The sequence below is a fragment of the Stappia sp. genome (assembly GCF_965276915.1).
GTDB lineage: Bacteria > Pseudomonadota > Alphaproteobacteria > Rhizobiales > Stappiaceae > Stappia.
The window spans coordinates 2,831,608-2,853,797 of record NZ_OZ255709.1 but is presented as its reverse complement, the minus strand read 5'-3'; the positions used below and the strand labels follow the sequence as shown (position 1 = coordinate 2,853,797).

Annotated in this window: 17 protein-coding genes; 5 read left to right on the top strand and 12 right to left on the bottom strand. The window is 67.2% G+C overall.

The window, feature by feature from the left end; genetic code table 11:
• Positions 1-11: 11 nt before the first annotated feature.
• Positions 12-1,121 carry a Fic family protein gene (locus ACQY46_RS13160; RefSeq protein ID WP_428696494.1) on the bottom strand — a complete coding sequence of 370 codons (1,110 nt, stop codon included), beginning with the start codon at positions 1,119-1,121 and terminating at the stop codon, positions 12-14.
• 126 nt (positions 1,122-1,247) lie between these two features.
• Positions 1,248-2,714: a diguanylate cyclase domain-containing protein gene (locus ACQY46_RS13155; RefSeq protein ID WP_428696493.1), complete on the bottom strand. Its 1,467-nt coding sequence runs from the start codon at positions 2,712-2,714 to the stop codon at positions 1,248-1,250.
• Positions 2,715-2,879: 165 nt separating this feature from the next.
• Here ACQY46_RS13155 and ACQY46_RS13150 point away from each other — a divergent pair, with 165 nt between their 5' ends.
• Positions 2,880-4,226, top strand: coding sequence for a flavin monoamine oxidase family protein (locus ACQY46_RS13150; RefSeq protein WP_428696492.1), 1,347 nt, complete (start codon positions 2,880-2,882; stop codon positions 4,224-4,226).
• A 7-nt stretch (positions 4,227-4,233) separates the two neighbouring features.
• Here the strand turns inward: ACQY46_RS13150 and ACQY46_RS13145 are convergent, their stop codons facing one another.
• From ACQY46_RS13145 to ACQY46_RS13105, 9 genes are all read right to left on the bottom strand, one after another.
• The gene (locus ACQY46_RS13145) at positions 4,234-5,961 is read right to left on the bottom strand and encodes a hypothetical protein (protein WP_428696491.1); all 1,728 of its coding nucleotides are present in this window, start codon (positions 5,959-5,961) and stop codon (positions 4,234-4,236) included.
• 992 nt (positions 5,962-6,953) lie between these two features.
• Complete coding sequence (gene paaE / locus ACQY46_RS13140; protein ID WP_428696490.1) at positions 6,954-8,033, bottom strand: 1,2-phenylacetyl-CoA epoxidase subunit PaaE; 1,080 nt, start codon at positions 8,031-8,033, stop codon at positions 6,954-6,956.
• 68 nt (positions 8,034-8,101) lie between these two features.
• Positions 8,102-8,614, bottom strand: a complete 513-nt coding sequence (paaD, locus tag ACQY46_RS13135; RefSeq protein WP_428696489.1) for a 1,2-phenylacetyl-CoA epoxidase subunit PaaD — start codon at positions 8,612-8,614, stop codon at positions 8,102-8,104.
• Between the two features lie 2 nt (positions 8,615-8,616).
• A complete protein-coding gene (gene paaC / locus ACQY46_RS13130; protein ID WP_428696488.1) occupies positions 8,617-9,402 on the bottom strand; it encodes a 1,2-phenylacetyl-CoA epoxidase subunit PaaC in 786 nt (261 codons plus the stop codon).
• A 17-nt stretch (positions 9,403-9,419) separates the two neighbouring features.
• Positions 9,420-9,707: a 1,2-phenylacetyl-CoA epoxidase subunit PaaB gene (paaB, locus tag ACQY46_RS13125; protein WP_417770273.1), complete on the bottom strand. Its 288-nt coding sequence runs from the start codon at positions 9,705-9,707 to the stop codon at positions 9,420-9,422.
• A gap of 94 nt (positions 9,708-9,801) precedes the next feature.
• Positions 9,802-10,803: a 1,2-phenylacetyl-CoA epoxidase subunit PaaA gene (gene paaA, locus ACQY46_RS13120; RefSeq protein WP_428696487.1), complete on the bottom strand. Its 1,002-nt coding sequence runs from the start codon at positions 10,801-10,803 to the stop codon at positions 9,802-9,804.
• Between the two features lie 190 nt (positions 10,804-10,993).
• Complete coding sequence (locus tag ACQY46_RS13115) at positions 10,994-11,920, bottom strand: PaaX family transcriptional regulator (protein ID WP_428696486.1); 927 nt, start codon at positions 11,918-11,920, stop codon at positions 10,994-10,996.
• A complete protein-coding gene (gene puuE, locus ACQY46_RS13110) occupies positions 11,898-12,809 on the bottom strand; it encodes an allantoinase PuuE (RefSeq protein WP_428696485.1) in 912 nt (303 codons plus the stop codon). Before puuE ends, ACQY46_RS13115 begins: the two co-directional genes overlap by 23 nt.
• A 112-nt stretch (positions 12,810-12,921) precedes the next feature.
• Complete coding sequence (locus ACQY46_RS13105; RefSeq protein ID WP_428696484.1) at positions 12,922-13,305, bottom strand: hypothetical protein; 384 nt, start codon at positions 13,303-13,305, stop codon at positions 12,922-12,924.
• A 481-nt stretch (positions 13,306-13,786) separates the two neighbouring features.
• Here ACQY46_RS13105 and ACQY46_RS13100 point away from each other — a divergent pair, with 481 nt between their 5' ends.
• From ACQY46_RS13100 to ACQY46_RS13090, 3 genes are read left to right on the top strand one after another with little or no spacing between them, the layout of a single operon-like run.
• Positions 13,787-14,341, top strand: a complete 555-nt coding sequence (locus tag ACQY46_RS13100; RefSeq protein ID WP_428696483.1) for a PadR family transcriptional regulator — start codon at positions 13,787-13,789, stop codon at positions 14,339-14,341.
• A gap of 25 nt (positions 14,342-14,366) precedes the next feature.
• Entirely contained in the window at positions 14,367-15,470 is a 1,104-nt protein-coding gene (locus tag ACQY46_RS13095) for an efflux RND transporter periplasmic adaptor subunit (RefSeq protein WP_428696482.1), read from the top strand.
• A complete protein-coding gene (locus ACQY46_RS13090; protein WP_428696481.1) occupies positions 15,467-19,060 on the top strand; it encodes an efflux RND transporter permease subunit in 3,594 nt (1,197 codons plus the stop codon). The genes ACQY46_RS13095 and ACQY46_RS13090 overlap by 4 nt, the downstream gene beginning before the upstream one ends.
• Positions 19,061-19,156: 96 nt before the next feature.
• On the opposite strand, the gene ACQY46_RS13085 is transcribed toward ACQY46_RS13090, so the two are convergent.
• Entirely contained in the window at positions 19,157-19,795 is a 639-nt protein-coding gene (locus ACQY46_RS13085) for a TIGR00730 family Rossman fold protein (protein ID WP_428696480.1), read from the bottom strand.
• A gap of 179 nt (positions 19,796-19,974) precedes the next feature.
• Between ACQY46_RS13085 and ACQY46_RS13080 the strand changes: the two genes are divergently transcribed.
• Positions 19,975-21,657, top strand: a complete 1,683-nt coding sequence (locus ACQY46_RS13080) for an Ig-like domain-containing protein (protein WP_428696479.1) — start codon at positions 19,975-19,977, stop codon at positions 21,655-21,657.
• Positions 21,658-22,190: the final 533 nt, after the last annotated feature.

Here is a 22,190-nt window from a genome sequence, read left to right as displayed (position 1 = left end):
GATGACCGGCCTCACCCGGGACCGGCGAGCGAATAGCTGGTCGAGCGGCCGCCGCCGGGATCGCGCACGAGGATGCCGCGGACGAGAAGGTCGTTGATGTCACGCAGCGCCGTGTCGGGCGAGACCTTTGTCAGCCTTGCCCATTTCGACGAGGTGAGCTTGCCCTCGAAGCCGTCGAGCAGCCGGTTGACGACCCTGCGCTGGCGCTCGCTCAGGGGCTCGCCCGCCATCGCCTCCCAGAACCGCGCCTTGCGCAGCACGTCGGCGAGGCTGTCGGCGGCCCCGGCGATGGCCTGGTCGAGACTGTCGAGGAACCAGAGCAGCCAGGGGGTGATGTCGAGATCGCCCTTCTGGGTCGCCTCGAGGACGGCGTAATAGGCCTTGCGGTCCTGCCGGATCCGCGCCGACAGGCTGTAGAAGCGTTGCGGGCTGCCTTCGGAGCGGGCCAGCATCATGTCGGCAATGGCGCGGGCGATGCGGCCGTTGCCGTCGTCGAAGGGGTGGATGGTGACGAACCACAGATGCGCCAGCGCCGCCTTGAGGACGGGATCGAGCGGCGTTGCGGCGTTGAACCAGTCGAGAAAGGCGGCCATCTCGCCGGCAAGGCGGTCGGCGGGCGGGGCCTCGAAATGCACCTTCTCGCGCCCGAAGGCACCGGAGACGACCTGCATCGGGCCGGCTTGCGCGCCGCGCCAGGCACCGACCGCGATCCGGGTCATGCCGCTGCGCCCGGTCGGGAACAGCGCCGCATGCCAGGCAAAAAGGCGCTCGTCATCGAGCGGCGCGGAAAAGCGCTGCGTCGCGTCGAGCATCATTTCCACCACGCCCTCGACATTGCGGTCGACGGGCGAAAGGCCGCCGATATCGAGACCGAGACGGCGGGCGATGGAGGAGCGGACCTGCGATTTCTCCAGGATCTCGCCCTCGATCTCGCTGGACTTGATCACCTCGGCGGTGAGGCTTTGCAGGGTCGCCTCGGCGCGCAGGTCGAAGCCAAGCGTGTCCATGCGCCCGAGCAGCCGCCCCTGCCGGTGGCGGACGGCGGCAAGCCGCGTGGCGACGGTGTCGCGATCCCAGCGAAAGCCGGGCCAGGCGTCGAGCTGATGGATATAGGTCGGCATTCTCCGCACTCCTTGCGGAGAATATAGTCATTATTCACCGCAAGGCCAAGGGTATTCACCGCAAATCATGCGGAGAATAACAAGCCGTTTCGCCGCAAAAGCGGTTCTGCCGCCCCCTTCGCGAGTTTAACGACCGGCAGCGACCGGCACCCTGGCAGGCGGTATCCCTGCAAGACGCGTGCGGCCGCGCCCGTCCTTTTTCGCCTGGTAGAGCGCTTCGTCGGCACTGCGGATGACAGACTTGGCGGTCACGGCATCGTCCGGCCACCACGCCACGCCGATGCTCGCCCCGACGCTGGCCCGCCCGCCATCGACGGGGATTTCCTCGCACACGCTTTCCACGATGGTGTCGCACAGGAGCAGCACGGCATCGCGCTCCAGCCCGTCCCGCAGCAGGATGATGAATTCGTCACCGCCGATGCGAGCGGCCATGCCGCGCTCACCGACCGCGCTGGCGATGCGCCAGGCGACCGTCCGGATCACCATGTCACCCGCAGCATGACCATAGGTGTCGTTCACCGCCTTGAAGCGGTCCAGATCGACACAAAGGACCGCACAGCGATCCTGCTCGCCACGCGCGAGCATTTCCTCAAGCGTCCGGTCGAAGCGCAACCGGTTCGGCAGACCCGTCAAGGCGTCGTGATGGGCAAGGAAGTGGCTGCGCTCCTCGCTGATCTGAAGCCGGCGCAAGACGCGACCGTACAGAACGGCGACAAGGCCGAGCGCCAGCCCGGCAACCAACACGACACCGGCGAGAAGCGGCAGGGCCTTCGCCCAGATAACCGAAGCGGGATATGAGGGCGCCCAGGAAACGACAAACGTCCTGTCACCACCGGCCCAGCCGACCGGCAACCGGCTGGCATACGCAGGAACACTCCCGGCCGGCTGGACACCGAAATCCTTCAGGCCCAGTTTCATGCCGATATCGGTCAGCATCGTGGCGGTCAGGGGCTTGAGCGTCAGGAGCACATGGGGCAGGCCTTCAGGCAGCACCTCATCCTCGTCGGGAACGATTGCCTGCGCGACGATCATGTTGAACCCGCCATCGAGCATGCGCACATCCGAAACGAAGATCGGTGCACGCGAGCGGACCGGATTGCCTGCCACGACATATCCGTCTCCCCGGACGAGACGGCGTTCCATGTAAGCCTCGCGCGCCGCGACGATCAGGTCGCCGGCAAATTTCACATATTCCTCCGCTTCCGCCTGGGTGCGGATCTCGTCCTCCAACACCATCACCCGGGGCATTCCGTCCGGTGCAACGACAATGGTCGTCTGAATGCCGAAGTCCTCCCAAAGCCAGTCGGCAATCTCGGTACGGACGAACTCCCAGTCGAGCCGGTGAACCAGCGCGCGCACGGCCCTGTCCCAATGCGAGATCTGCGACTGATCGTGGGCAAGGATCTCGACCTGCCGGTCAATCTCGTTGCGCACGAGGTGGCGCTCGTCTTCCGCCCGCACGTCGTCGGCAATGCGCGCCGCGATGTCCAGGACATGGAGGTTCGACAGCACGAGCGCGACAACCACCGCGGCGCAGATCACATGGATGCCGGCGGCAACGTTGCGTTTCAGTCGATCAAGCCAGCGCGTCATCGGTCCCCCACCGCATTGCAGGGGGGAATATTGCCAGATAGTCTTGAATCTTCGGCTAAGCAGCGTGGTTCCTACCAGGTTAACGGACCGGCCGCACATCCCCCTGCCCGAGGACAGCCCGTGAACCGGCCCGAAGACCCGCCCCGCAAAATCCGGCGACGCGACATGCTCAGGTTCGGCGCGCTTGCGGCGCTGGTCGGGGCGACCGGGATCACCGGCCGCAGCGCCCGTGCGTCCGCGCCCAGGAACGTCGATGTCATCGTGATCGGCGCGGGCATCGCCGGCCTTGCCGCCGCCAGCCGCCTCGTCGCACTCGGCTACGAGGTGATCGTGCTGGAGGCAACCGGCCGCCTCGGCGGCCGGATCCGGACCGACCATTCCCTCGGCGCACCGTTCGAGGCCGGCGCCGGATGGATCCACGGCCCGCGAAGAAATCCTGTCAGCGAGCTCGCCAGACGCGCCGGCGCGTCAACCTTCGTCACGGACGATGAAAGTTTCATCATCCATTCCGCCAAGGGCATGCCCCAGGCGCGCACCAGGGTGCTCGCCGCCCAAAGGCGGCTTGAGGCGATGTACGCCCGCATCGACGCGATGCTCGACCGTGACATGGCACTGTCACAGGCGGTCCGGCAGACCGACCCGGCCGCTGCCGGGGACCCGCTGCTTGCATGGATGACGTCCGCCTACACGGAGTTCGACACGGGCGGCGCGCTGGAGGAACTGTCCGCGCAGCATTTCGACGAGGATGAAACCTTCGATGGGGCCGACGTGATCCTGCCCCAGGGCTATGATGCAGTCCCGAAGATGCTGGCCGGAGGGCTCGACATCAGGCTCGGGCACCCGGTCGAACGGGTCGAATACGAGGCCGGCGACGGTGCGACGGTTTTCGCGGGGGGCGGGTCGTTCGAGGCCGATTTCGTCGTGTGCACCGTTCCGCTCGGTGTCCTCAAGGCGCGGGATGTCGCCTTCGATCCACCGCTTCCACGCAAAACGGAGGCGGCGCTGGGCCGGATCGGCATGGGCAACGTGACGAAGGTCGCGCTGAAGTTCGACCAGCCCCATTGGCCGGCAGACGTCCAGTATTTCGGCCTCATGACCGAGGAACGGGGCCGCTGGAACTACTTCCTCAACTACCGGACCTTCTCGCCACAGAACATCCTGCTCGGCCTGGGCGTCGGTGCATATGCGGGCAAGGCGGAGGCCCTCGCCGACGCCGACCTGTCCGCCGACATCATGCAGGCGGTGCGGGCGATGTTCGGAAGCAAGGTCCCCGACCCGGTCGCCATGCGCGTTAGCCGCTGGTCGCGGAACCCCTATTCCCGGGGGGCCTATTCCTTTGCCAGCACGGGCGCACGGCCTGAGGATTTTGACGGGCTCGCCGTTCCGATCGAAAGAACCCTGCTGCTCGCCGGAGAGCACACGACCTTCCGCCATCACGGCACGGTGCACGGCGCCTATCTGAGCGGACTTGAAGCCGCGCGCATCATCGACGACGAACTCTGGGAGAAGTGAGCGGGGATCAGTCGTCGTCGTCAGACGGCGGGTCGTCGTCTTCCGGCTCGCGTGCGAGGATGCGTTCGATCTGATCGCGAACCTGAGCGTAGCTCGGCAGAAGGTCTTCCAACTCACGGATACCCGGAAGCATCGTGCGCAGGACCGTGCGCGTGGCCCACCGGATCGGCTTGCGGACGAAAAGGTCTTTAGCTTCCTTCTTGAGTTCGACCTTGGCGGCTTCAACCATCTCACGCTGAAAATCGCGCAAGACCTTGGTCGATGCCTTGGCGAGATTGCGGTCGACCTGCGCCTGATCGGCGGCGAGGTTCGCCTGGGTTTCCGGATCGGTTTCCTCGGTCGTCGTTTCGGAAAGCGCGACGAGCTTTTCGCGCGCTTCCTCGGTCAGCGCGTCAGTGCGTACCTCAAGCGCCCTGGTCATGCGGTCGAGCGCCGCGACCACCCGGTCCTGATTGCGGGCGGTGATCTCACCCCGCAGCCGGTCGCGTTCGATTTGGGTAATCTCGGGGTAGCAGGCCTTCAACTCGGCCAGCGCCTCGACCGCCTCGTTCAGCGGATCGTCCAGTTCGGCGAGACCCGTGCCGCCGTCACGCATAAGCTCCGCAACGCGCGTCAGGAACCTTCGGCCGGCATGAAGCAGCGCGCCTCCCTGCTTGCCGTCCGCGCTTTCCAGAAAATCGGCCAGTTTCCGAAGAGCCGTCTCAAGTCGCTCGGGAAAATCGTGATTGCGTTGCGCGTCACGCGCTTCTTCCTGTCCCTCAAGCGCTTCCCGCAGGAGCTGGATCAGCCCGTCATGAAGCGCATCCCGCGCCGCTGCGGGAACGGAAAGCTCCGACGTGACCCGGGCGACGTCCATGGCGGTCTCGCCCGGCACGAAATGCAGAACGCCCAGACCCTGTGCCAAAGCCTCGTCGGAGAGCGGGGCGTTTTGCGGATCGGGATCAAGGCGACCGGGGTCCGACGCAGCTTGCTCGCTGCGCTTCATCCAAGGCTCATCTCTGAGGCGCGCCAGTTCGCTGTTTTTAGCAGTTGCCGCGTTCTTCCAAAGGCCCTCCAGAAGCTTCGCCCACGCGATCTCAAACTCTCCATCCGCAGGTTGCCCGGCCAGACGGTCGTCATACCACTCGGTCCAGACCGACCAATTCGGATCGAGGGCGAGAAGCCGCTTGCGCAGGTCTTGCCAGTCCCGCTTTAGCTCACCTGGACTGCCATTTGGCCAAAGCGGTTGTTGGGTCAGATCCAACGCCGAGACACCGTCCTCAGCGGCTTGGCAATCGGACCAAAGCGTGGTGCTGAGCTGATTTTCGGCTTCGTGGGCGGCGTGTACGGCAGCGAAAGCGCGAGCAGGCACGGAAGCGCCAAAAACCGCGTAGGCATGGGCGATTCCCGTGGAGGCGGCGCGTGCGGCAGAACAGGCGGCAGAGGCTGCTGGTACAACGGAGATCGTGTTCCGTATAGAGTTGCCAACGCGAGCAGCAGAGGCCGCGACAGCGACCGCGCGAGACTGCCTCACTTTTGCTTGTGTTTTTTCATCAAAAAACACCCACGCCAAAAAGTTCGCTCGAAAAAGTGGTAGAAAAACGGTGTCGGTCGATTCCTCATCGACCGGTACGTGCCGCCCAACGATTGGCATCACTCGTAGCGCCGAGCGGGACGCCAGCGCCACGGCGACAGCTGGCGGATGGCCCCGGAGCCACTCCTCAAATTCCTTGCGGTCGAAATCCGGATCGGCCAATACGCGCGCCTCGATTGAAAACGCGGCAAGTTTCGCGTTTTCGGATCAGCCGCGCAAGAGGTGGTGACGGAGCCGTTTCCCCCTCGGACGTCACCCCGGCCAAGCGTAAGCGCAGAGCCGGGATCCATTGGCGCCCGTAACGTCGAAGGAAAGCCCCAGCGCCTGCGGCAAGCGCCGGCGCGCCCTCCCCGCCGCTCTGGAAACGAATGGATCCCGGATCAAGTCCGGGATGACGGCGGAGGGCGGGGCTGCCTGCGGAGAAACGCCGACGAGCGAACCACTGCGTTCCGAGCCCGCAACCATTCGCCACGTCATACCGGGCAAGCGTCAGCGCGAGCCGGGACCCATTGGCAACCGTATCGTTTGAGGAAAGCCCCAGCGCCTGCGGCAAGCGCCAGCGCGCCCTCCCCGCCGCTCTGGAAACGAATGGATCCCGGATCAAGTCCGGGATGACGGCCGGGGGGTGGGGCCGTCTGCGGAGAAACGCCGACGAGCGAACTGCTGCGTTCCGAGCCCGCAACCATTCGCCACCTCATACCGGGCAAGGCGAAGCCGCGACCCGGGACCCATTGGCAACCGTATCGTTTGAGGAAAGCCCCAGCGCCTGCGGCAAGCGCCGGCGCGCCCTCCCCGTCGCTCTGGCAACGAATGGATCCCGGATCAAGTCCGGGATGACGGCGGAGGGTGGGGCCGTCTGCGGAGAAACGCCGACGAGCGAACCACTGCGTTCCGAGCCCGCAACCATTCGCCACGTCATACCGGGCAAGCGTCAGCGCGAGCCGGGACCCATTGGCAACCGTATCGTTTGAGGAAAGCCCCAGCGCCTGCGGCAAGCGCCAGCGCGCCCTCCCCGCCGCTCTGGAAACGAATGGATCCCGGATCAAGTCCGGGATGACGGCGGAGGATGGGGCCGTCTGCGGGATGAGGTCTCGGAAGACGACAGCATGCCGCATCGACGGGAGGAAAGGCAGGCCGCCAAGAGCGGCCAGCCCCTACATCGCGTCGAAGTCGAGCACCACCGTGTCGGTGACCGGGCGCGACTGGCAGGTGAGGACGAAGCCGGCCTCGACCTCCCAGGGCTCCAGCGAATAGTTGACCGCCATGTCGACTTTCCCGGCCTCGACCTTGGCCCGGCAGGTGCAGCACATGCCGCCCTTGCAGGAGAACGGCGCCTCGACGCCGGCGCGGATCGCGGCATCGATGATCGTCTCGCCGGCGGCGACCGGAACGGCGACGCGGGCGCCGTCGATGATCAGTTCGGCGCGCGCCGAATGGCCGGTATCGGCCTCCGCATGGGCGGGCTTGGCCGCATGCGGGGCGGAGCCGTCGGCGGGGGTGAAGAACTCGCGGTGGATGCGGGCCTCGTCGACGCCGAGCGTCTTCAGCGTCGCGGTGGCGGCCTCGATCATCTCGCCGGGACCGCAGAGGAAGAGTGCGTCCGCCTCGCGCGCCGGCACGACATAAGTGAGCAGGGTCGCAAGCTTCTCCCGGTCGAGACGGCCCGACAGGATCTCGACGTCCTGGGTCTCGCGCGAGAGAACGTGGAAGACGCCGAAGCGGGTCGGAAAGAGGTCCTTCAGGTCCTCGATCTCTTCCTTGAAGATGATCGTCTGGGCGCTGCGGTTGCCGTAGAAGAGGAAGAAGTCGCTCTCCGGCTCCCGGGTCAGGACGGTGCGGATCATGGCCAGCACCGGGGTGATGCCCGAACCGGCGGCGATGGCGACGAGGCTGCGCGGCCCGCCCTCATGGGCGGGCAGCAGGAAGCGACCGGAGGGCGTCATCACGTCGATCTCGTCGCCGGCGGCGACATTCTCGTTGGCGAAGGCGGAAAAGACGCCGCCGTCGATCTTCTTCACCGCAACGCGCAACTCGCCGTCATCCTCGCCGGCGCAGATCGAATAGGAGCGGCGCACCTCGGCACCGTCGATGACGGCACGCAGGGTGAGATACTGGCCGGCGGCAAAGCGGTAGGCCTCGCGCAGGGGCTCCGGCACGTCGAAGGAGATGGAGACGGCCTCGGCGGTCTCGCGCTTCACGTCCTTGACCTTGAGCGCATGGAATCGCGGCGACATGCGGTGTTCTCCCTCACGGCGGCTGGCCCGCCGGTTGTCTTGTCACCCGGGCGGATCGCTCCGCCGGATCAGTGGCACTTGAAATAGTCGAAAGGCTCGGCGCAGGACCGGCAGCGCCACAGCGCCTTGCAGGCGGTCGAACCGAACTCGGAGACCTTTTCCGTGTCGAGCGAGGCGCAGCGCGGACAGGCGACCTCGTCGTCGCCGAACAGGGCCCGGCGCGAGGCCTTGCCGGCCGGCGGGGCGATGCCGTAGGCGCGCAGCTTCTCGCGCGCCTCGGCGCTCAGCCAGTCCGTCGTCCAGGCCGGCGACAGCACCGTGTTGATGCGCACCCTGTCGAAACCGGCGGCGGCAAGCGCCGTCTCGATGTCCATGGTGAAGACGGCCATCGCCGGACAGCCCGTATAGGTCGGGGTGATGTCGACCTCGAGCGTGCCATCCTCGGCCATGCGCACGTCACGCAGGACGCCAAGATCGCCGATGGTCAGGACCGGCACTTCGGGATCGGGCACCTCGGCGGCCACCTGGAAGGCACGCCGGCAGGCGCTTTCCGCGTCGAGATCGTGCACCCGCGCGCCCATCGTCACCACCTGAGGCCGGGATAGGCGCGCTGCATGTACTGCATCTCGGTGAGGAGATGGCCGAAGCCTTCCGAATGAAGGCCGGAGCGGCCGCCGGTCTGGAACCAGCCCTCGGGGGGAAGCCTCAGGGTCGCCTCGTCGAGCACCTCGCGCAAGGAGGCGCGCCACTCGTCGCGCAGGCCCTCCGGGTCGACGGCAATGCCGGCGGCAACCAGGCGGGCGACGATGTCGTCCGTCTCGAACAATTCGCCCGTATAGGGCCACAGGATGTCGACGGCCTCCTGCGCGCGGGCATGGCTTTGCGCCGTGCCGTCACCGAGGCGGATGGTCCACTCGGCCGAATGGCGCACGTGATAGGTCGCTTCCTTCTCCGCCTTGGCGGCAATGGCGGCGAGCGTTGCGTCCTTGGAGGCCATCAGCTTGCGCCAGAAGGGCAGCATGAAGGCGGAGAAGAGGAACTGGCGCAGGATGGTCTGGGCGAAGTCGCCGTTCGGCTGCTCGACCAGCAGGCAATTGCCGAACTGGCGCTCCTTGCGCAGGAAGCAGAGCTGGTCCTCGTCGCGGCCCTCGCCCTCGACCTCGGCGGCATGGGTGTAGAGGGCGCGGGCCTGGCCGATATGGTCGAGGGCGACATTGGCAAGGCCGATGTCCTCCTCGAGCGTCGGGGCGTGGCCGCACCATTCGCCGAGGCGCTGGCCGAGAATGGCGGCGTCGTCCGCAAGGCGCAGGGCATAGGCGAAGAGGTCGCCCTTGAGGTCCGTTGCGGTGATGGTGTCGCTGGCGGTCATGTCGCTCCCCATCCCGCTCACATGTTCCCGACTTCTTCGGGGATCTCGTAGAAGGTCGGATGGCGGTAGATCTTGGAGGCGGTCGGCTCGAACATCTCCTCCTTCTCCGACGGATCCGAGGCGATGATGGCGGCGGACGGCACCACCCAGATGGAAACGCCCTCGCCGCGACGGGTGTAGACGTCGCGCGCCGCCTGCAGCGCCATCTCCTCGTCGGCCGCATGCACCGAGCCGCAATGGCGATGCGCCATGCCGGTGCGCGAGCGGATGAAGACTTCCCAGAGCGGCGTGTTCTTCTCGGTCATGGCGTTCTCCCTCGGGCTCCGGGCGCATCGCCGACATGGAGCCTCATGATTTCCTGAAGACATGCGGGCGCGTGCCGGCGCCGGAACGAACGGCCTACTCGGCGGCGTGGCGCGCGGCCTCGCGGCGGTTCTTGCGCTTCTGCGCATAAGCAAGGGCGGCCTCGCGCACCCAGGCGCCGGCATCATGCGCCTTGCGCCGCGCGGCGAGGCGCTCGCGGTTGCACGGACCGTTGCCGGCGATGACGCGGGAGAATTCCTCCCAGTCGATCTCGCCATATTCCCAGTGACCGGTTTCCTCGTTGAGCTTCAGGTCCGGATCGGGAAGGGTCAGGCCGAGATAATGAGCCTGCGGCACGGTCGCATCGACGAATTTCTGGCGCAGCTCGTCATTGGTGAAGCGCTTGATCTTCCAGGCCATCGACTGGGCGGAGTGCCTGGAATCCGTGTCCGAGGGGCCGAACATCATCAGCGACGGCCACCACCAGCGGTTCAGCGCGTCCTGCACCATCTCCTTCTGCTCCTCGGAGGAACGGCACATCTCCAAAAGCAGTTCGTAGCCCTGGCGCTGGTGGAAGCTCTCTTCCTTGCAGACGCGGATCATGGCGCGCGAATAGGGCCCGTAGGAACAGCGGCAGAGCGGGATCTGGTTCATGATCGCGGCGCCGTCGACGAGCCAGCCGATGGCGCCGATATCGGCCCAGGTCGGCGTCGGATAGTTGAAGATGGAGGAGTATTTCGCCTTGCCGGAGAGGAGCTGATCGGTCAGTTCCTCGCGGGAGACGCCGAGCGTCTCGGCGGCGGAGTAGAGATAGAGGCCGTGGCCGCCCTCGTCCTGCACCTTGGCGAGCAGCGCCGCCTTGCGCTTCAGGGTCGGGGCGCGGGTGATCCAGTTGCCCTCGGGCAGCATGCCGACAATCTCGGAATGGGCGTGCTGGGAGATCTGGCGGACAAGCGTCTTGCGGTAGCTCTCCGGCATCCAGTCGTTGGGCTCGATCTTGTCTTCCGCATCGACGCGCGCCTGGAAGGCGGCAAGCCTCTCGGCGTCCTCGGCCCTCGCGGTTTCCGTGTCACGGGCATTCAGTGCCTGGGTGTACATGCGCAAGACCCTCCCTCGGTTGCCCTCGCGGAACATATGGGCCCCGCCGGCCGCGCGGCCACTCCCCTGCCAAGGGAGCGCCCTCATCATGGCAAGGATAATACGTGACGATATTATTGTTTTCAAGTTATTTTCGTCACACGTTGCGACGCAGAGAAACGGAACACACCATGCGGGCGGAACGACCGGCTCAGGTGAAGCGGCGGGTCTCGTCGGCGCCGGCGAACGGCAACGCGCCGTCGCGACCGCGCGCGTGCTCCGCGATCCATGCCTCCGCCGCCGGGCGAAGCGCGGCATAAACCCGCGCGGCAAGCGCGTTGGCCGCATGTCCGGGCCAGTCGGCGGGAAGCAGCGCGCGCGGCAGCAGCGGATCGCGCAGGATCAGGCGGCGATAGTCGTGGATGAGCAGGATGCGCGCGACGATGGCCTCCCCCGGCGACGGGCGATGGCCGGCGGCAAGGGCGGCGTCGAGGGTGGCATGCGCGGCGGCGAAGGCTTGGTAGCGATCGGCGAGCGGGGCAAGGTCGAAGGCGCGTTCGACAAGCTCCGCCTGCGAGCCCCCGATCACCGAGGCGGCCAGCGTGACGATGCCGCCGGAAGCCGGCCCGGACGGGTCGGCGAGAGCCGGGCCTTCCGGCGTGCCGAGCAGGACGCCGGGGGCAAGCAGGCCGTAGCCCGCCTTCAGCGCCGTCTCGCGCAGGGCGGCGCGGGCATCGCCCTCGGGCAGGATGACGACCCGCAGGTCCGGCGGCGTCTCGTCGGCGCCTTCCGCCGGAGCGAGCCGATAGACGCGCGCCAGCGCCGGGCCGAAGGCGCGGCGGCCCTCCTCCGACAGCGCGCAATAGCTGAGCCGGCCGACCTTGATCCGGTCGAGCCAGCCGTCGCGGGCAAGGCGGGAGAGCGCGGCGCGCACGGCCGGCGCGTCGATGCGCATCAGGCCGAGCAGGTCCGACAGGGTGCCGGCCCAGACCTCGCCGCCGCGCGGGGCGACGACATCGCCGAAGATCGTGACGATCAGCGACCAGACGCGCAGCGGCGGGTTGTGGTGCAGCCGGTCGACGAGGGCCTCGACCTGTCCCGCCGGGGCGCCCGCCTCAACCGGCGGCGTGGTGGGCATGCCAGTGCCAGGCGATGTCGATGCGCCGGGCCACCCAGACCTTCTCGTGCGAGGCGACATAGTCGAGGAAGCGGGCGAGCGCGGCGGCGCGCCCCGGACGGCCGGCGAGGCGGCAATGCAGGCCGATGTTCATCATCTTCGCCGCGCCCGCCTCGCCTTCGGCATAGAGCGTGTCGAACGTGTCCTTCAGGTAGGTGAAAAACTGGTCGCCCGAATTGAAGCCCTGGGGCGTGGCGAAGCGCATGTCGTTGGTGTCGAGCGTGTAGGGAATGACCAGATGCGGCCCCGACGGGCCTTCGACCCAATAGGGAAGATCGTCGGCGTAGCTGTCGGAATCATAGAGGAAACCGCCCTCCTCCATGACCAGGTCGCGGGTGTGCTCGGACGAGCGGCCCGTGTACCAGCCGAGCGGACGCGAACCGGTCACCTCCTCGTGGATGCGGATCGCCTCGTCCATGTGGCGGCGCTCGTCGTCGCGGGAGAAGTCCTTGTACTCGATCCACTTGAGGCCGTGCGAGGCGATCTCCCAACCGGCCTCGTTCATCGCCGCGACCGCGTCGGGATTGCGCTGCAGGGCGGTGGCGACGCCATAGACGGTGACCGGCATGGCGCGCTCGGTGAACATCCGCCACAGGCGCCAGAAGCCGGCGCGCGAGCCGTACTCGTAGATCGATTCCATGTTCATGTGGCGCTGGCGTATCCAGGGCGCGGCGCCGACGATCTCGGACAGGAACGCTTCCGAGTGGCTGTCGCCGTGGAGGAGGCAGTTCTCGCCGCCTTCCTCGTAGTTGAGAACGAACTGGACGGCGACATTCGCCTCGTTCGGCCATTGGGGGTCGGGCGTCTCGCGCCCGTAGCCGATCAGGTCACGCGGATAGGTGTCGCTCATGGAGGGTCGTCCCGTGGTGTGGGCCAAGGCCCGCTGCCGGGCCGCTCATGGCTGCGAGGAAACCCAAAAGCGCGCGCCGATGCAAGCACTTCGCACCCGGCGGGTCGACCCGTCAGGAGCGCGGGCGTGCGGGAACGGCCGCAAGGGCCGGCGCAAGCGGCCGGGAACGACGAGGACGACCGCTGCCGCCGGAACGGCCATCGTCGGCGGGAAGCGCCATGATCGCGGCGCCCATGGCGGCCGAGCAGAGCGTGATCATCAGCCCGAACAGCAGCACAAGGGCGGGCAGCCACGGCTGTTCGGAGGCCAGCATCAGGCTGCGCAGGCGGCCGGTGTCGAACCACAGGAGGCCGCCCAGCACAAGGACGGCAACGAAGGCGCCGATCAGCCAGTTGATCGCCAGCAGCCGGAAAAACGGCGAGGCGAGAAGCCAGGCAACACCGCTCTGCCGGGGCTCACGCCGCGTCCCGGTTCCCTCGTCCAAGCTCTCGTTCATATGCCGATCCACCATAAAATTCCCCGGATTCCGGCGAAAATTCCGCGCTAGCACCCTTTCCGGGCACCTTTCGACCAGGAAGCCTGAAAGGCAAGATGGAGCGCGGCGGCAACGATGTCGACGCGGTGGATTGGCGCAGGGGCAGCCATGCGTCATGAAAAATTCAGCAGCATGCGAAAAATTCACGCCGCGTGCTTGTGCGTACCCGGCCTCCACCTATATAAGGCAGAAGTATATCGGACCGATATATAATACAAATCGAAACTAGCTGCGCCCGCACCCGTCGATGACGCCGCAGGTCATTGCCCGAAAGAGGCTGACCGCCATGCTGCCCGCGACGGCCAGGAAATGCGCAAGCGATATCGGTCCAGCCAGGCGAAAAAGACAAGAAGAACCAGCACGAAGAAAAGCGGTGACCGTGGCCCATCCACGGCGAACCTGTTGCTGGCGACATCCCGGCGAGGGCGGAAAGGCCAAGAACATGAGCGTGAGAACACTGTGCCTAGCGATTCTGAACTTTGGCGATGCGACAGGCTATGAGATCCGCAAACTCTCGACCGAAGGCAAGTACAGCTATTTCGTCGATGCCAGCTTCGGCTCGATCTACCCGGCGCTTGCGCGGCTGGAGGCGGAAGGTCTCGTCACCGTGCGCGAGGAAGCCCAGAGCGGCAAGCCTGCCCGCAAGGTCTATTCCATCACCGAGGCCGGCCGGGCCGAGTTCGTGCGCGCGCTCAGCGAGCCGCCCGGCCCCGACATCTACCGCTCGCCCTTCCTGCTCGTTGCCATGTGCGCCGAAATGGTGGGAAGCGACGTCATCCGCAAGGCCATCGACGCGCGCCTTTCGCATCTGCGCGAGGAACTGGAGAAGCTCGACATGATCTCCAACGAGCCCTGCGACCGCCGCCCGGCAACCGACTTCATCCTCGACTACGGGCACCACTGCATGACCCAGGACATCCGCTTCCTGGAAGCCAACCGCACGCGCCTTGAAACCATTGCAAGCGGCCTCACCCCCCTGCCCCAGGCAGCCGAGTGACGCGACAAGCCCGGAGACTGACCGAATGAAGATCCGCTTCTCCCACATTCTCGCCGTCGGCATTACTGCCGCCGTCGCGGGCTGGATGTGGACCGGAACCTATGTGGAAGGCGGCCGGGCCGACGCCGCCAACGCCCAGCCGCCGCTCTCCGAGCAACGGGAAGAGGCCGACAAGACGCCGTTCCGGGTGTCGGTGCGCGAGATGTCGGCCGAGCCGCGCCGGTCGGTGCTGGTGATCCGCGGACGCACGGAAGCCGACGCCAAGGTCGAGGTGCGGGCGGAGACCGACGGACGGGTCGCCGAACGGCGTGTCACCGAGGGCGAGCGCATCGCCCGCGGCGACGTCATGTGCGTGCTCGACAAGGGCGCGCGGGAGGCAAAGGTGCTGGAAGCCAGGGCGCAGCTCGCCCAGGCCGAACTGGATCACACCGCCGCCTCCCAGCTCAAGGACAAGGGCTTCACTGCCCAGACACGCGTCGCCGCGCTGAAGGCGGCGATGGACGCGGCAAAGGCCCGGCTCGAGGAACAGCAACTGGAGCTGTCGCGCACGATCATCAAGGCGCCGATCGCCGGCGTCGTCGAAAGCCCGATGGTCAAGACCGGCACGGTGCTTTCCGTCGGCGACATCTGCGCCACGGTCATCGACGCCGATCCGATCCTGGCGATCGGCCAGGTGTCGGAGCGCGACATCGGCAAGCTGGAACTCGGCCAGCAGGCCGAGGTGGAGCTGGTAACCGGCGAGACCGCCACGGGCGTGGTCCGCTACATCGCGCCGGCCGCGGACCCGGCCACGCGCACGTTCCGCGTCGAGGTCGAGATCGACAACAAGGACGGCGCCATTCGCGACGGCATCACCGCCACCGCGCGGGTGCCCTTGAGCGAGCAGCAGGCGCACCGGCTGAGCTCTGGCGTGCTGACGCTGGACGATGCCGGGACGCTGGGCGTGCGCGCCGTCGACGATGACAACAAGGTGGTCTTCCACCCGGTCAAGGTGCTGGGCGGCGACACCGACGGGCTCTGGGTTTCCGGACTGCCCGACACGCTCAGGCTGATCACGGCCGGGCAGGACTACGTGACCGACGGACAGACGGTCGAACCGGTGGTGATCACGGCGGAGGCCAAACAATGATTTCCATGCTCGAAGGCGTCCTGCGCCGACCGAGAACCGTCCTGACGCTGATGGTCGTCATGGTCGCCGCCGGCGTCATGGCCTATATCGGCGTGCCGAAAGAGGCCGACCCGGACATCGACATTCCGGTGTTCTACGTCTCGGTGAGCCAGCAGGGCATTTCGCCGGAGGACGCCGAGCGATTGCTGGCGCGGCCGATGGAAACGGCGCTGCGCGGCCTCGACGGACTGAAGGAGATCACCACGATCTCCGCCGAGAGCCATCTCGGCGTCATCCTCGAGTTCGATATCGACTTCGACAAGGACAAGGCGCTCGCCGATGTCCGCGACAAGGTCGACCAGGCCAAGGCGGAACTGCCCGCCGAGGCCGAGGAACCGACCATCGTCGAGACCAATTTCGCGCTGCAGCCGACGATCTTCGTGGCGCTGTCGGGCGAGGTGCCCGAGCGCACGCTCTACCGCCATGCACGGCGGCTGAAGGACCAGGTCGAGGCGGTGCAGACGGTGCTGTCGGCGGATCTATCCGGTCACCGGGAAGAGCTGCTCGAGGTCGTCATCGATGCGATGAAGCTGGAATCCTACCAGGTGACCCAGCAGGAGCTGCTGACCTCGCTGTCGCAGAATAACCAGCTGGTGCCGGCCGGCTTCCTCGACAACGGCCGGGGCCGCTTCAACGTCAAGGTGCCCGGCCTCGTCGAGACCGCGGAGGATGTCTACTCGCTGCCGATCAAGCAGAGCGGCGAAGGCGTCGTCACGCTCGGCGACATTGCCGAGGTCCACCGCACCTTCAAGGACGCGGAGACCTACACCCGCGTCAACGGCCACCCGGCGATCACCCTCAACGTGGTGAAGCGCAAGGGCACCAACATCATCGAGAACAACGCCGCCGTGCGCGAGGTGGTCGAGACCGCGACCAAGGACTGGCCGTCCTCGATCCGCATCGACTACATCCTCGACAAGTCGGAAAGCATCTTCGAGATCCTCGGCTCGCTGCAGTCGTCGATCCTGACCGCGATCTTCCTGGTGATGATCCTGGTGGTCTGGGCGCTCGGACCGAAATCGGCGATCCTCGTCGGCATCTCGATCCCGGCCTCGTTCATGGTCGGCTTCCTGATCCTGTCGGCGATCGGCATGACCGTGAACACGATGGTGATGTTCGGCCTGGTGCTGACCGTCGGCATGCTGGTCGACGGCGCCATCGTCATGGTCGAGTACGCCGACCGCAAGATCGCGGAAGGAATGCCGGCGCAGGAGGCCTATATCCGCGCCTCGAAGCTGATGTTCTGGCCGATCGTCTCGTCGACGGCGACGACGCTCGCCGCCTTCCTGCCGATGCTGCTGTGGCCGGGCGTCGCCGGCGAGTTCATGAGCTACCTGCCGATCATGGTGATCATCGTGCTGTCGGCCTCGCTGCTGACCGCGCTCGTCTTCCTGCCGGCGACCGGCGCCGTCATGTCGGGCATGATCTCGTGGACGGGCCGCAATGCGGAGTGGATCCTCGCCGGCATGGTCGGCCTTGGCGTCGCCGTCGTCACGGCGATGAAGGGCGCCGCCATCCTGCCGGTACCGGAAGCGGCAATGATCCCGCTTGGCGTCGTGCTCGGCCTCGGCCTCGGCGTGCTTGCCTATCTGGGTCTTTCGCCGCTGGTCCGCATGTCGCGCCGGCGCGCCGAACGCATGGCCGAGCAGGAGCAGGCGGAAGCCAAGCTCTTGTCGGCGGGCGAGCAGTTCGACGCCGACAAGGTGGGCGGGGCGACCGGCGTCTATGTGCGGCTGCTGCGCTTTTGCGCCGGAACGCCGCTCGGCAACGTGGTGACCCTCGTCGCGCTGGTGGTCCTGTCCGGCGGCATCTTCGCCTATTTCCTGCAGAACGCGCAGGGCGTCGAGTTCTTCGTCGACGAGGAGCCGCCGTCGGCCGTCGTGCTGGTCTCGGCGCGGGGCAACTTCTCGGCCCGCGAGGCGCTCGATCTCGTCGATGACGTCGAACGCGAGGTGCTTCAGGTCGCCGGCATCAAGAATGTCGTGATGGCGGTGACCACGGCGGGCGGTTCGACCGGTGGCGGCATGCTGGGCGGTGCCCAGGACAAGCCGGCGGACGTGATCGCCGAGCTCAACATCGAGCTCGCCGACTTCTGCTGCCGGCGCAAGGCGGAGGACATTTTCGCCGAGATCCGCGAACGCACGGCGCCGCTGCCGGGCATCAAGGTGGAAGTGCGCAAGATCGAGGGCGGCCCGCCGACCGGCAAGGACGTCAGGCTGCAGATCACCTCGACCAGCTATGACGACCTGACGGCCGCAATCAGCAAGGTGCGCAATCATCTCGACACGATGGGCGGCCTGCAGGACCACGAGGACAGCCGGCCGCTGCCCGGCATCGAATGGCAGATCACCATCGACCGCGAACAGGCGGGCCGCTTCCAGGCCGGCATCGGCTCGGTCGGCTCGATGGTGCAGCTCGTCACCAACGGCGTGCTGATCGGCAAGTACCGGCCGGACGATTCCGAGGACGAGGTGGACATTCGCGTCCGCCTGCCCGAGGCGGAGCGCACGCTCGACCGGTTCGACTCGTTGCGCCTGCAGACGCCGCTCGGCCAGGTGCCGCTTTCCAACTTCATCGACCGGGCGCCGCAGCAGAAGGTGACCTCGATCACCCGCCGCGACGGGCTCTACGCGATGGACGTGAAGGCGAACATCATCCCGACCGAAACGATCACCACCACGGAGGGCGTGACACGGCCGCTGACGCCGGACGACAAGGTGCAGGAGTTGCAGACCTGGCTCGACACGCAGAGCTGGCCGGACAACATCTTCCTCAAGTTCCGCGGCGCGGACGAGGACCAGAAGGAGTCCGGCGAGTTCCTGATGAAGGCGATGGTCGGATCGCTGTTCCTGATGTTCATCATCCTGGTGACGCAGTTCAACAGCTTCTACCAGAGCTTCCTCACCCTCTCGACGGTGATCATGTCGGTGTTCGGCGTGCTGCTCGGCATGGCGCTGACGGGGCAGAAGTTCTCGATCATCATGACGGGAACGGGCGTCGTCGCGCTGGCGGGTATCGTCGTCAACAACGCGATCGTGCTGATCGACACCTACAACCGGTTCCGCGAGGACGGGATCGAGCCGGTGGAAGCCGTGCTGAAGACCTCGGCCCAGCGTATCCGGCCGGTGCTGCTGACGACGACAACCACCATCGCCGGCCTGATCCCGATGGCGACGCAGATCAATTTCGACTTCTTCGAAAGGATCATCGCCAAGGGGTCGATCACCGCCGTGTGGTGGGTGCAGCTGTCCACCGCGATCATCTCGGGCCTGGCCTTCGCCACCATCCTGACGCTGATCGTCATCCCGACGATGCTGGCGCTGCCGACGGTGTGGACGCGGTTCTTCTCCGCGCTGTGGAACAGGAAGACGGGCGAGACGCCGGCTGCGGCGGCCTTCGGCACCGAAGCGGCTGCGGTCGCGGTGCCGGTTCCCGCAACCCCGGCATCGGCCGCGTTCGGCGCGCCCGGTTCGGCCACGGTCACGCCGATCGGCAAGCGCAAGGACGAGCCGCGCGAGGCGCCGGACAGCCTGCCGCAGGCGGCGGAATAGTCCCCGTCCCTTCGGTCGAACGAAAAGGGCCCCGCGGCATGCGCCGCGGGGCCCTTTGCTTTTGACGGAGACGGCAGGGAAGAAGACCGGCCTTGCCTACAGCTTCTCCAGATCGGCGAGGCCGCTTTCCCCGGCCGGGCTCTCCCCCTCGACCGCGCTGCGCAGGGCCGGCAGGATCTCCTCCACCGTGGTGGCGATGCGGTAGTCGATCTCGAAGCCCGGGCGGATGAACCCCTCGGCCCGCATATGCGCCAGAAGATCGATCAACGGACGCCAGAAGCCGCCGATATCGGCGAGCACCACGGGCTTTGCGTGGCGGCCGAGCTGGCCCCAGGTGAGCACCTCGACCACCTCCTCCAGCGTGCCGATGCCGCCCGGCAACGCGACGAAACCGTCGGCGCGCTCGAACATGGTGCGCTTGCGTTCGTGCATGTCGTCGGTGACGATCAGCTCGCTGACCGACTGCATCATCACCTCGCGCTCCTCCAGGAAGCGCGGGATGATGCCGGTGACCGAACCGCCGCCCTCAAGCGTTGCCCGCGCGACCGCGCCCATCAGGCCGATCGAGCCGCCGCCATAGACGAGAGACAGGCCCTCGCCCGCCAGCTGGCGGCCAAGCCGGGTCGCAGCCTGCAGATAGGCGGGATCGACGCCCTCGCCGGTGCCGCAATAGACGCAGACGGATTTCAGGCGACGGAAGGTGGCATCGCCACCGGAAGTATCAGGATTTGTCATGGCGCTAGATGTGCAACCGGCATCGCGCCGGGTCAAGCCGTTGCGGCGCAGGCGGGCGGGGAACAGGCCCCGCTTGCTTGCCGGCTCGGGCTTTAGCGTATAACCATTCTGTGGAATTTCGGGGCGACTGGCACATATTCTCGGCCAGTGGGGAGAATCGCGGGGAGCGCAGGGTCTTCATGACGCGGAAACTGGTCATCCAACTGCTCGTACTGGCTGGCGTCGTCGGCGCCGGCGGGCTCGGCTACATGTTCTGGCAGCGGGCGAACATGACGCCTGGCGAGACCGCGCAGGCGCCCGGCGGCGAGGCACCGGCAGCCGGAAGCACGGCCCAGACCGCCGCACCCGCGCAGACCGGCAACGGAGAGGCGGCCGAAGGCCAGCCCTCTGAGGGCCAGACACCCGAAGGCCAGACCCCCGAAGGACAAACCACGGCGGATGCCGCCAAGGTCCCCAGTTTCGACCTGATGCGCGTCGAGAAGGACGGTTCGGCCGTCGTCGCCGGCCAATCCGAGGCCGGCGCCATCGTGGCGCTGCTTTCCAACGGCAAGGTGGTGGGCAAGGGCATCGCCAACGCCTCGGGCGAATTCGCCATCGTCCTCGACGAACCGCTCCCCCCCGGCGCCCACGCGGTGACGCTGGAGACCCGCGACCAGAGCGGCGCGACACTTGGCGCTTCCACCCAGTCGATGGCCGTTTCCGTCCCGGAGACCCCTGAGGGCGACGTGCTGGTCATGCTGAACGAGCCGGGCGCGCCCTCGCAGGTCCTGCAGAAGCCGCAGATCGCCGATGTCGGCGCGCCGGCAGGCGATGCGGCAGGCGGCGGGACGAGCCAGGGCGACGGCGCCACGGTCGTCGCGGATGCCGGCCCCAATGCCGGCGGCGATGCGCAGTCCTCAGCGCCGACGACGAACCCCGCGCAGGACAGTTCCGCGGCGGCGGGCGGCAGCGATCCTGCCGGGACCGTGCAGGCGGGTGCGCCGGCAACGGACACGCAGACGGCCGGTGCCCCGGCAACCGACACACCGGCAACCGACACACCGGCAACCGACACGCAGACGGCCGATGCCCCGGCGGGCGGAACCGAACCTGCCGGCACACAGCCAGGCAGCAACCCGGCGGGCGGCGAGACGGCAGGCAGTGCTCCGGCTTCCGGAACGACGGCAACGCAGACAGCCAATGCCGGCGCGCAGGACAGGCCGGCGACCTCCGGCGAGGCAGCCGCTGGCGCCGCCGCGACAGCAACAGGCAGCGACACGTCTTCCCCCGCGAATGCCCCGTCCACGCCCGCCGCCGGCCAGACTGCGGACAGCGCGACAGCTCCCGTCACGGTCGAGGCGGTCGAGACGGAGAAGGACAAGGTCTTCGTTGCCGGCGCGGGCGAGCCGAACAGCGACGTGCGCGTCTATGTCGACAACAAGCTTGTCGGCGAGGCAAAGACCGATGCCGGCGGCCGCTGGCTGCTGGAGACGCAGGGCGAAGTGAAGCCGGGCGAGGTCGCGGTGCGGGCCGACCAGGTGAAGCCGGGCGACGGCGCCGTCGTGGCGCGCGCCGAAGTCACCTTCGAGAAGGAGGCCGATGCCGTCGTCCTGCGTCCGGTCGCGCTGAGCGGCACGGCCGGTGCCGGCTCGGGCGACAGCGCCAGCACCGGCACGCGGGCGATCCCCAGCATCATCATCCGCACGGGCGACAATCTTTGGACGATCTCGCAGCGCCGCTATGGCGAGGGCGTGCGCTACACGACGATCTACCAGGCCAACAAGGACCAGATCCGCAATCCGGACCTGATCTATCCCGGCCAGGTGTTCATGATGCCGGAAGGCGACCGCAACTGGCCGGCGGCCCCCTCCTCCGGCGGCTGAGGCACGGACGAAGGTTGAAGGCCGTCCGTCCCCGCCCCTGATCCGGCGCTCCGCACACAAGATGTCACACCTGCCGTGACCGGCGGGAGCCATCACACCTGCCGGGGTTGCCGATGGATCCCGGATCAAGTCCGGGATGACGGCCTGAGAGGGGGGCAAGGTTGGCGTCAGCAGCTAAACGGCGGCGAGAGTGGCCGGCGCCCGCTCCCCCCTCTGTCCCCGGCCGGGGACATCTCCCCCTCAAGGGGGGAGAGGGGTGCGTGTGGCCGGCTCCCTGTCCTAACCGGCCGACTGCATTCGGACGCCGGTCCCACCCTCAGGCCGTTACCCCGGCCAAGCGCAGCGCGAGCCGGGGCCCATTCATTTCCAGAGCGGGAGCGACGGGATCGGGGAGGCTGCGTGCCGGTCCGGTCCTGTCCTGTGGCAGAGAAGAACGTCACCACACCTGCCGTGACCGCTGAGAGCCGTCATGCCTGCCGGGGTTGCCGATGGTTCCCGGCTCTCCGCTTCGCTTCGGCCGGGATGACGCCCGA

Bases quoted from the DNA above. Each gene is read 5' to 3' on its own strand.
- ACQY46_RS13160 (WP_428696494.1), bottom strand. From the start codon at position 1,121: ATGCCGACCTATATCCATCAGCTCGACGCCTGGCCCGGCTTTCGCTGG.
- ACQY46_RS13155 (WP_428696493.1), bottom strand. From the start codon at position 2,714: ATGACGCGCTGGCTTGATCGACTGAAACGCAACGTTGCCGCCGGCATC.
- ACQY46_RS13150 (WP_428696492.1), top strand. From the start codon at position 2,880: ATGCTCAGGTTCGGCGCGCTTGCGGCGCTGGTCGGGGCGACCGGGATC.
- paaE (WP_428696490.1), bottom strand. From the start codon at position 8,033: ATGTCGCCGCGATTCCATGCGCTCAAGGTCAAGGACGTGAAGCGCGAG.
- paaD (WP_428696489.1), bottom strand. From the start codon at position 8,614: ATGGGCGCGCGGGTGCACGATCTCGACGCGGAAAGCGCCTGCCGGCGT.
- paaC (WP_428696488.1), bottom strand. From the start codon at position 9,402: ATGACCGCCAGCGACACCATCACCGCAACGGACCTCAAGGGCGACCTC.
- paaB (WP_417770273.1), bottom strand. From the start codon at position 9,707: ATGACCGAGAAGAACACGCCGCTCTGGGAAGTCTTCATCCGCTCGCGC.
- paaA (WP_428696487.1), bottom strand. From the start codon at position 10,803: ATGTACACCCAGGCACTGAATGCCCGTGACACGGAAACCGCGAGGGCC.
- ACQY46_RS13115 (WP_428696486.1), bottom strand. From the start codon at position 11,920: ATGCCCACCACGCCGCCGGTTGAGGCGGGCGCCCCGGCGGGACAGGTC.
- puuE (WP_428696485.1), bottom strand. From the start codon at position 12,809: ATGAGCGACACCTATCCGCGTGACCTGATCGGCTACGGGCGCGAGACG.
- ACQY46_RS13105 (WP_428696484.1), bottom strand. From the start codon at position 13,305: ATGAACGAGAGCTTGGACGAGGGAACCGGGACGCGGCGTGAGCCCCGG.
- ACQY46_RS13100 (WP_428696483.1), top strand. From the start codon at position 13,787: ATGAGCGTGAGAACACTGTGCCTAGCGATTCTGAACTTTGGCGATGCG.
- ACQY46_RS13095 (WP_428696482.1), top strand. From the start codon at position 14,367: ATGAAGATCCGCTTCTCCCACATTCTCGCCGTCGGCATTACTGCCGCC.
- ACQY46_RS13090 (WP_428696481.1), top strand. From the start codon at position 15,467: ATGATTTCCATGCTCGAAGGCGTCCTGCGCCGACCGAGAACCGTCCTG.
- ACQY46_RS13085 (WP_428696480.1), bottom strand. From the start codon at position 19,795: ATGACAAATCCTGATACTTCCGGTGGCGATGCCACCTTCCGTCGCCTG.
- ACQY46_RS13080 (WP_428696479.1), top strand. From the start codon at position 19,975: ATGACGCGGAAACTGGTCATCCAACTGCTCGTACTGGCTGGCGTCGTC.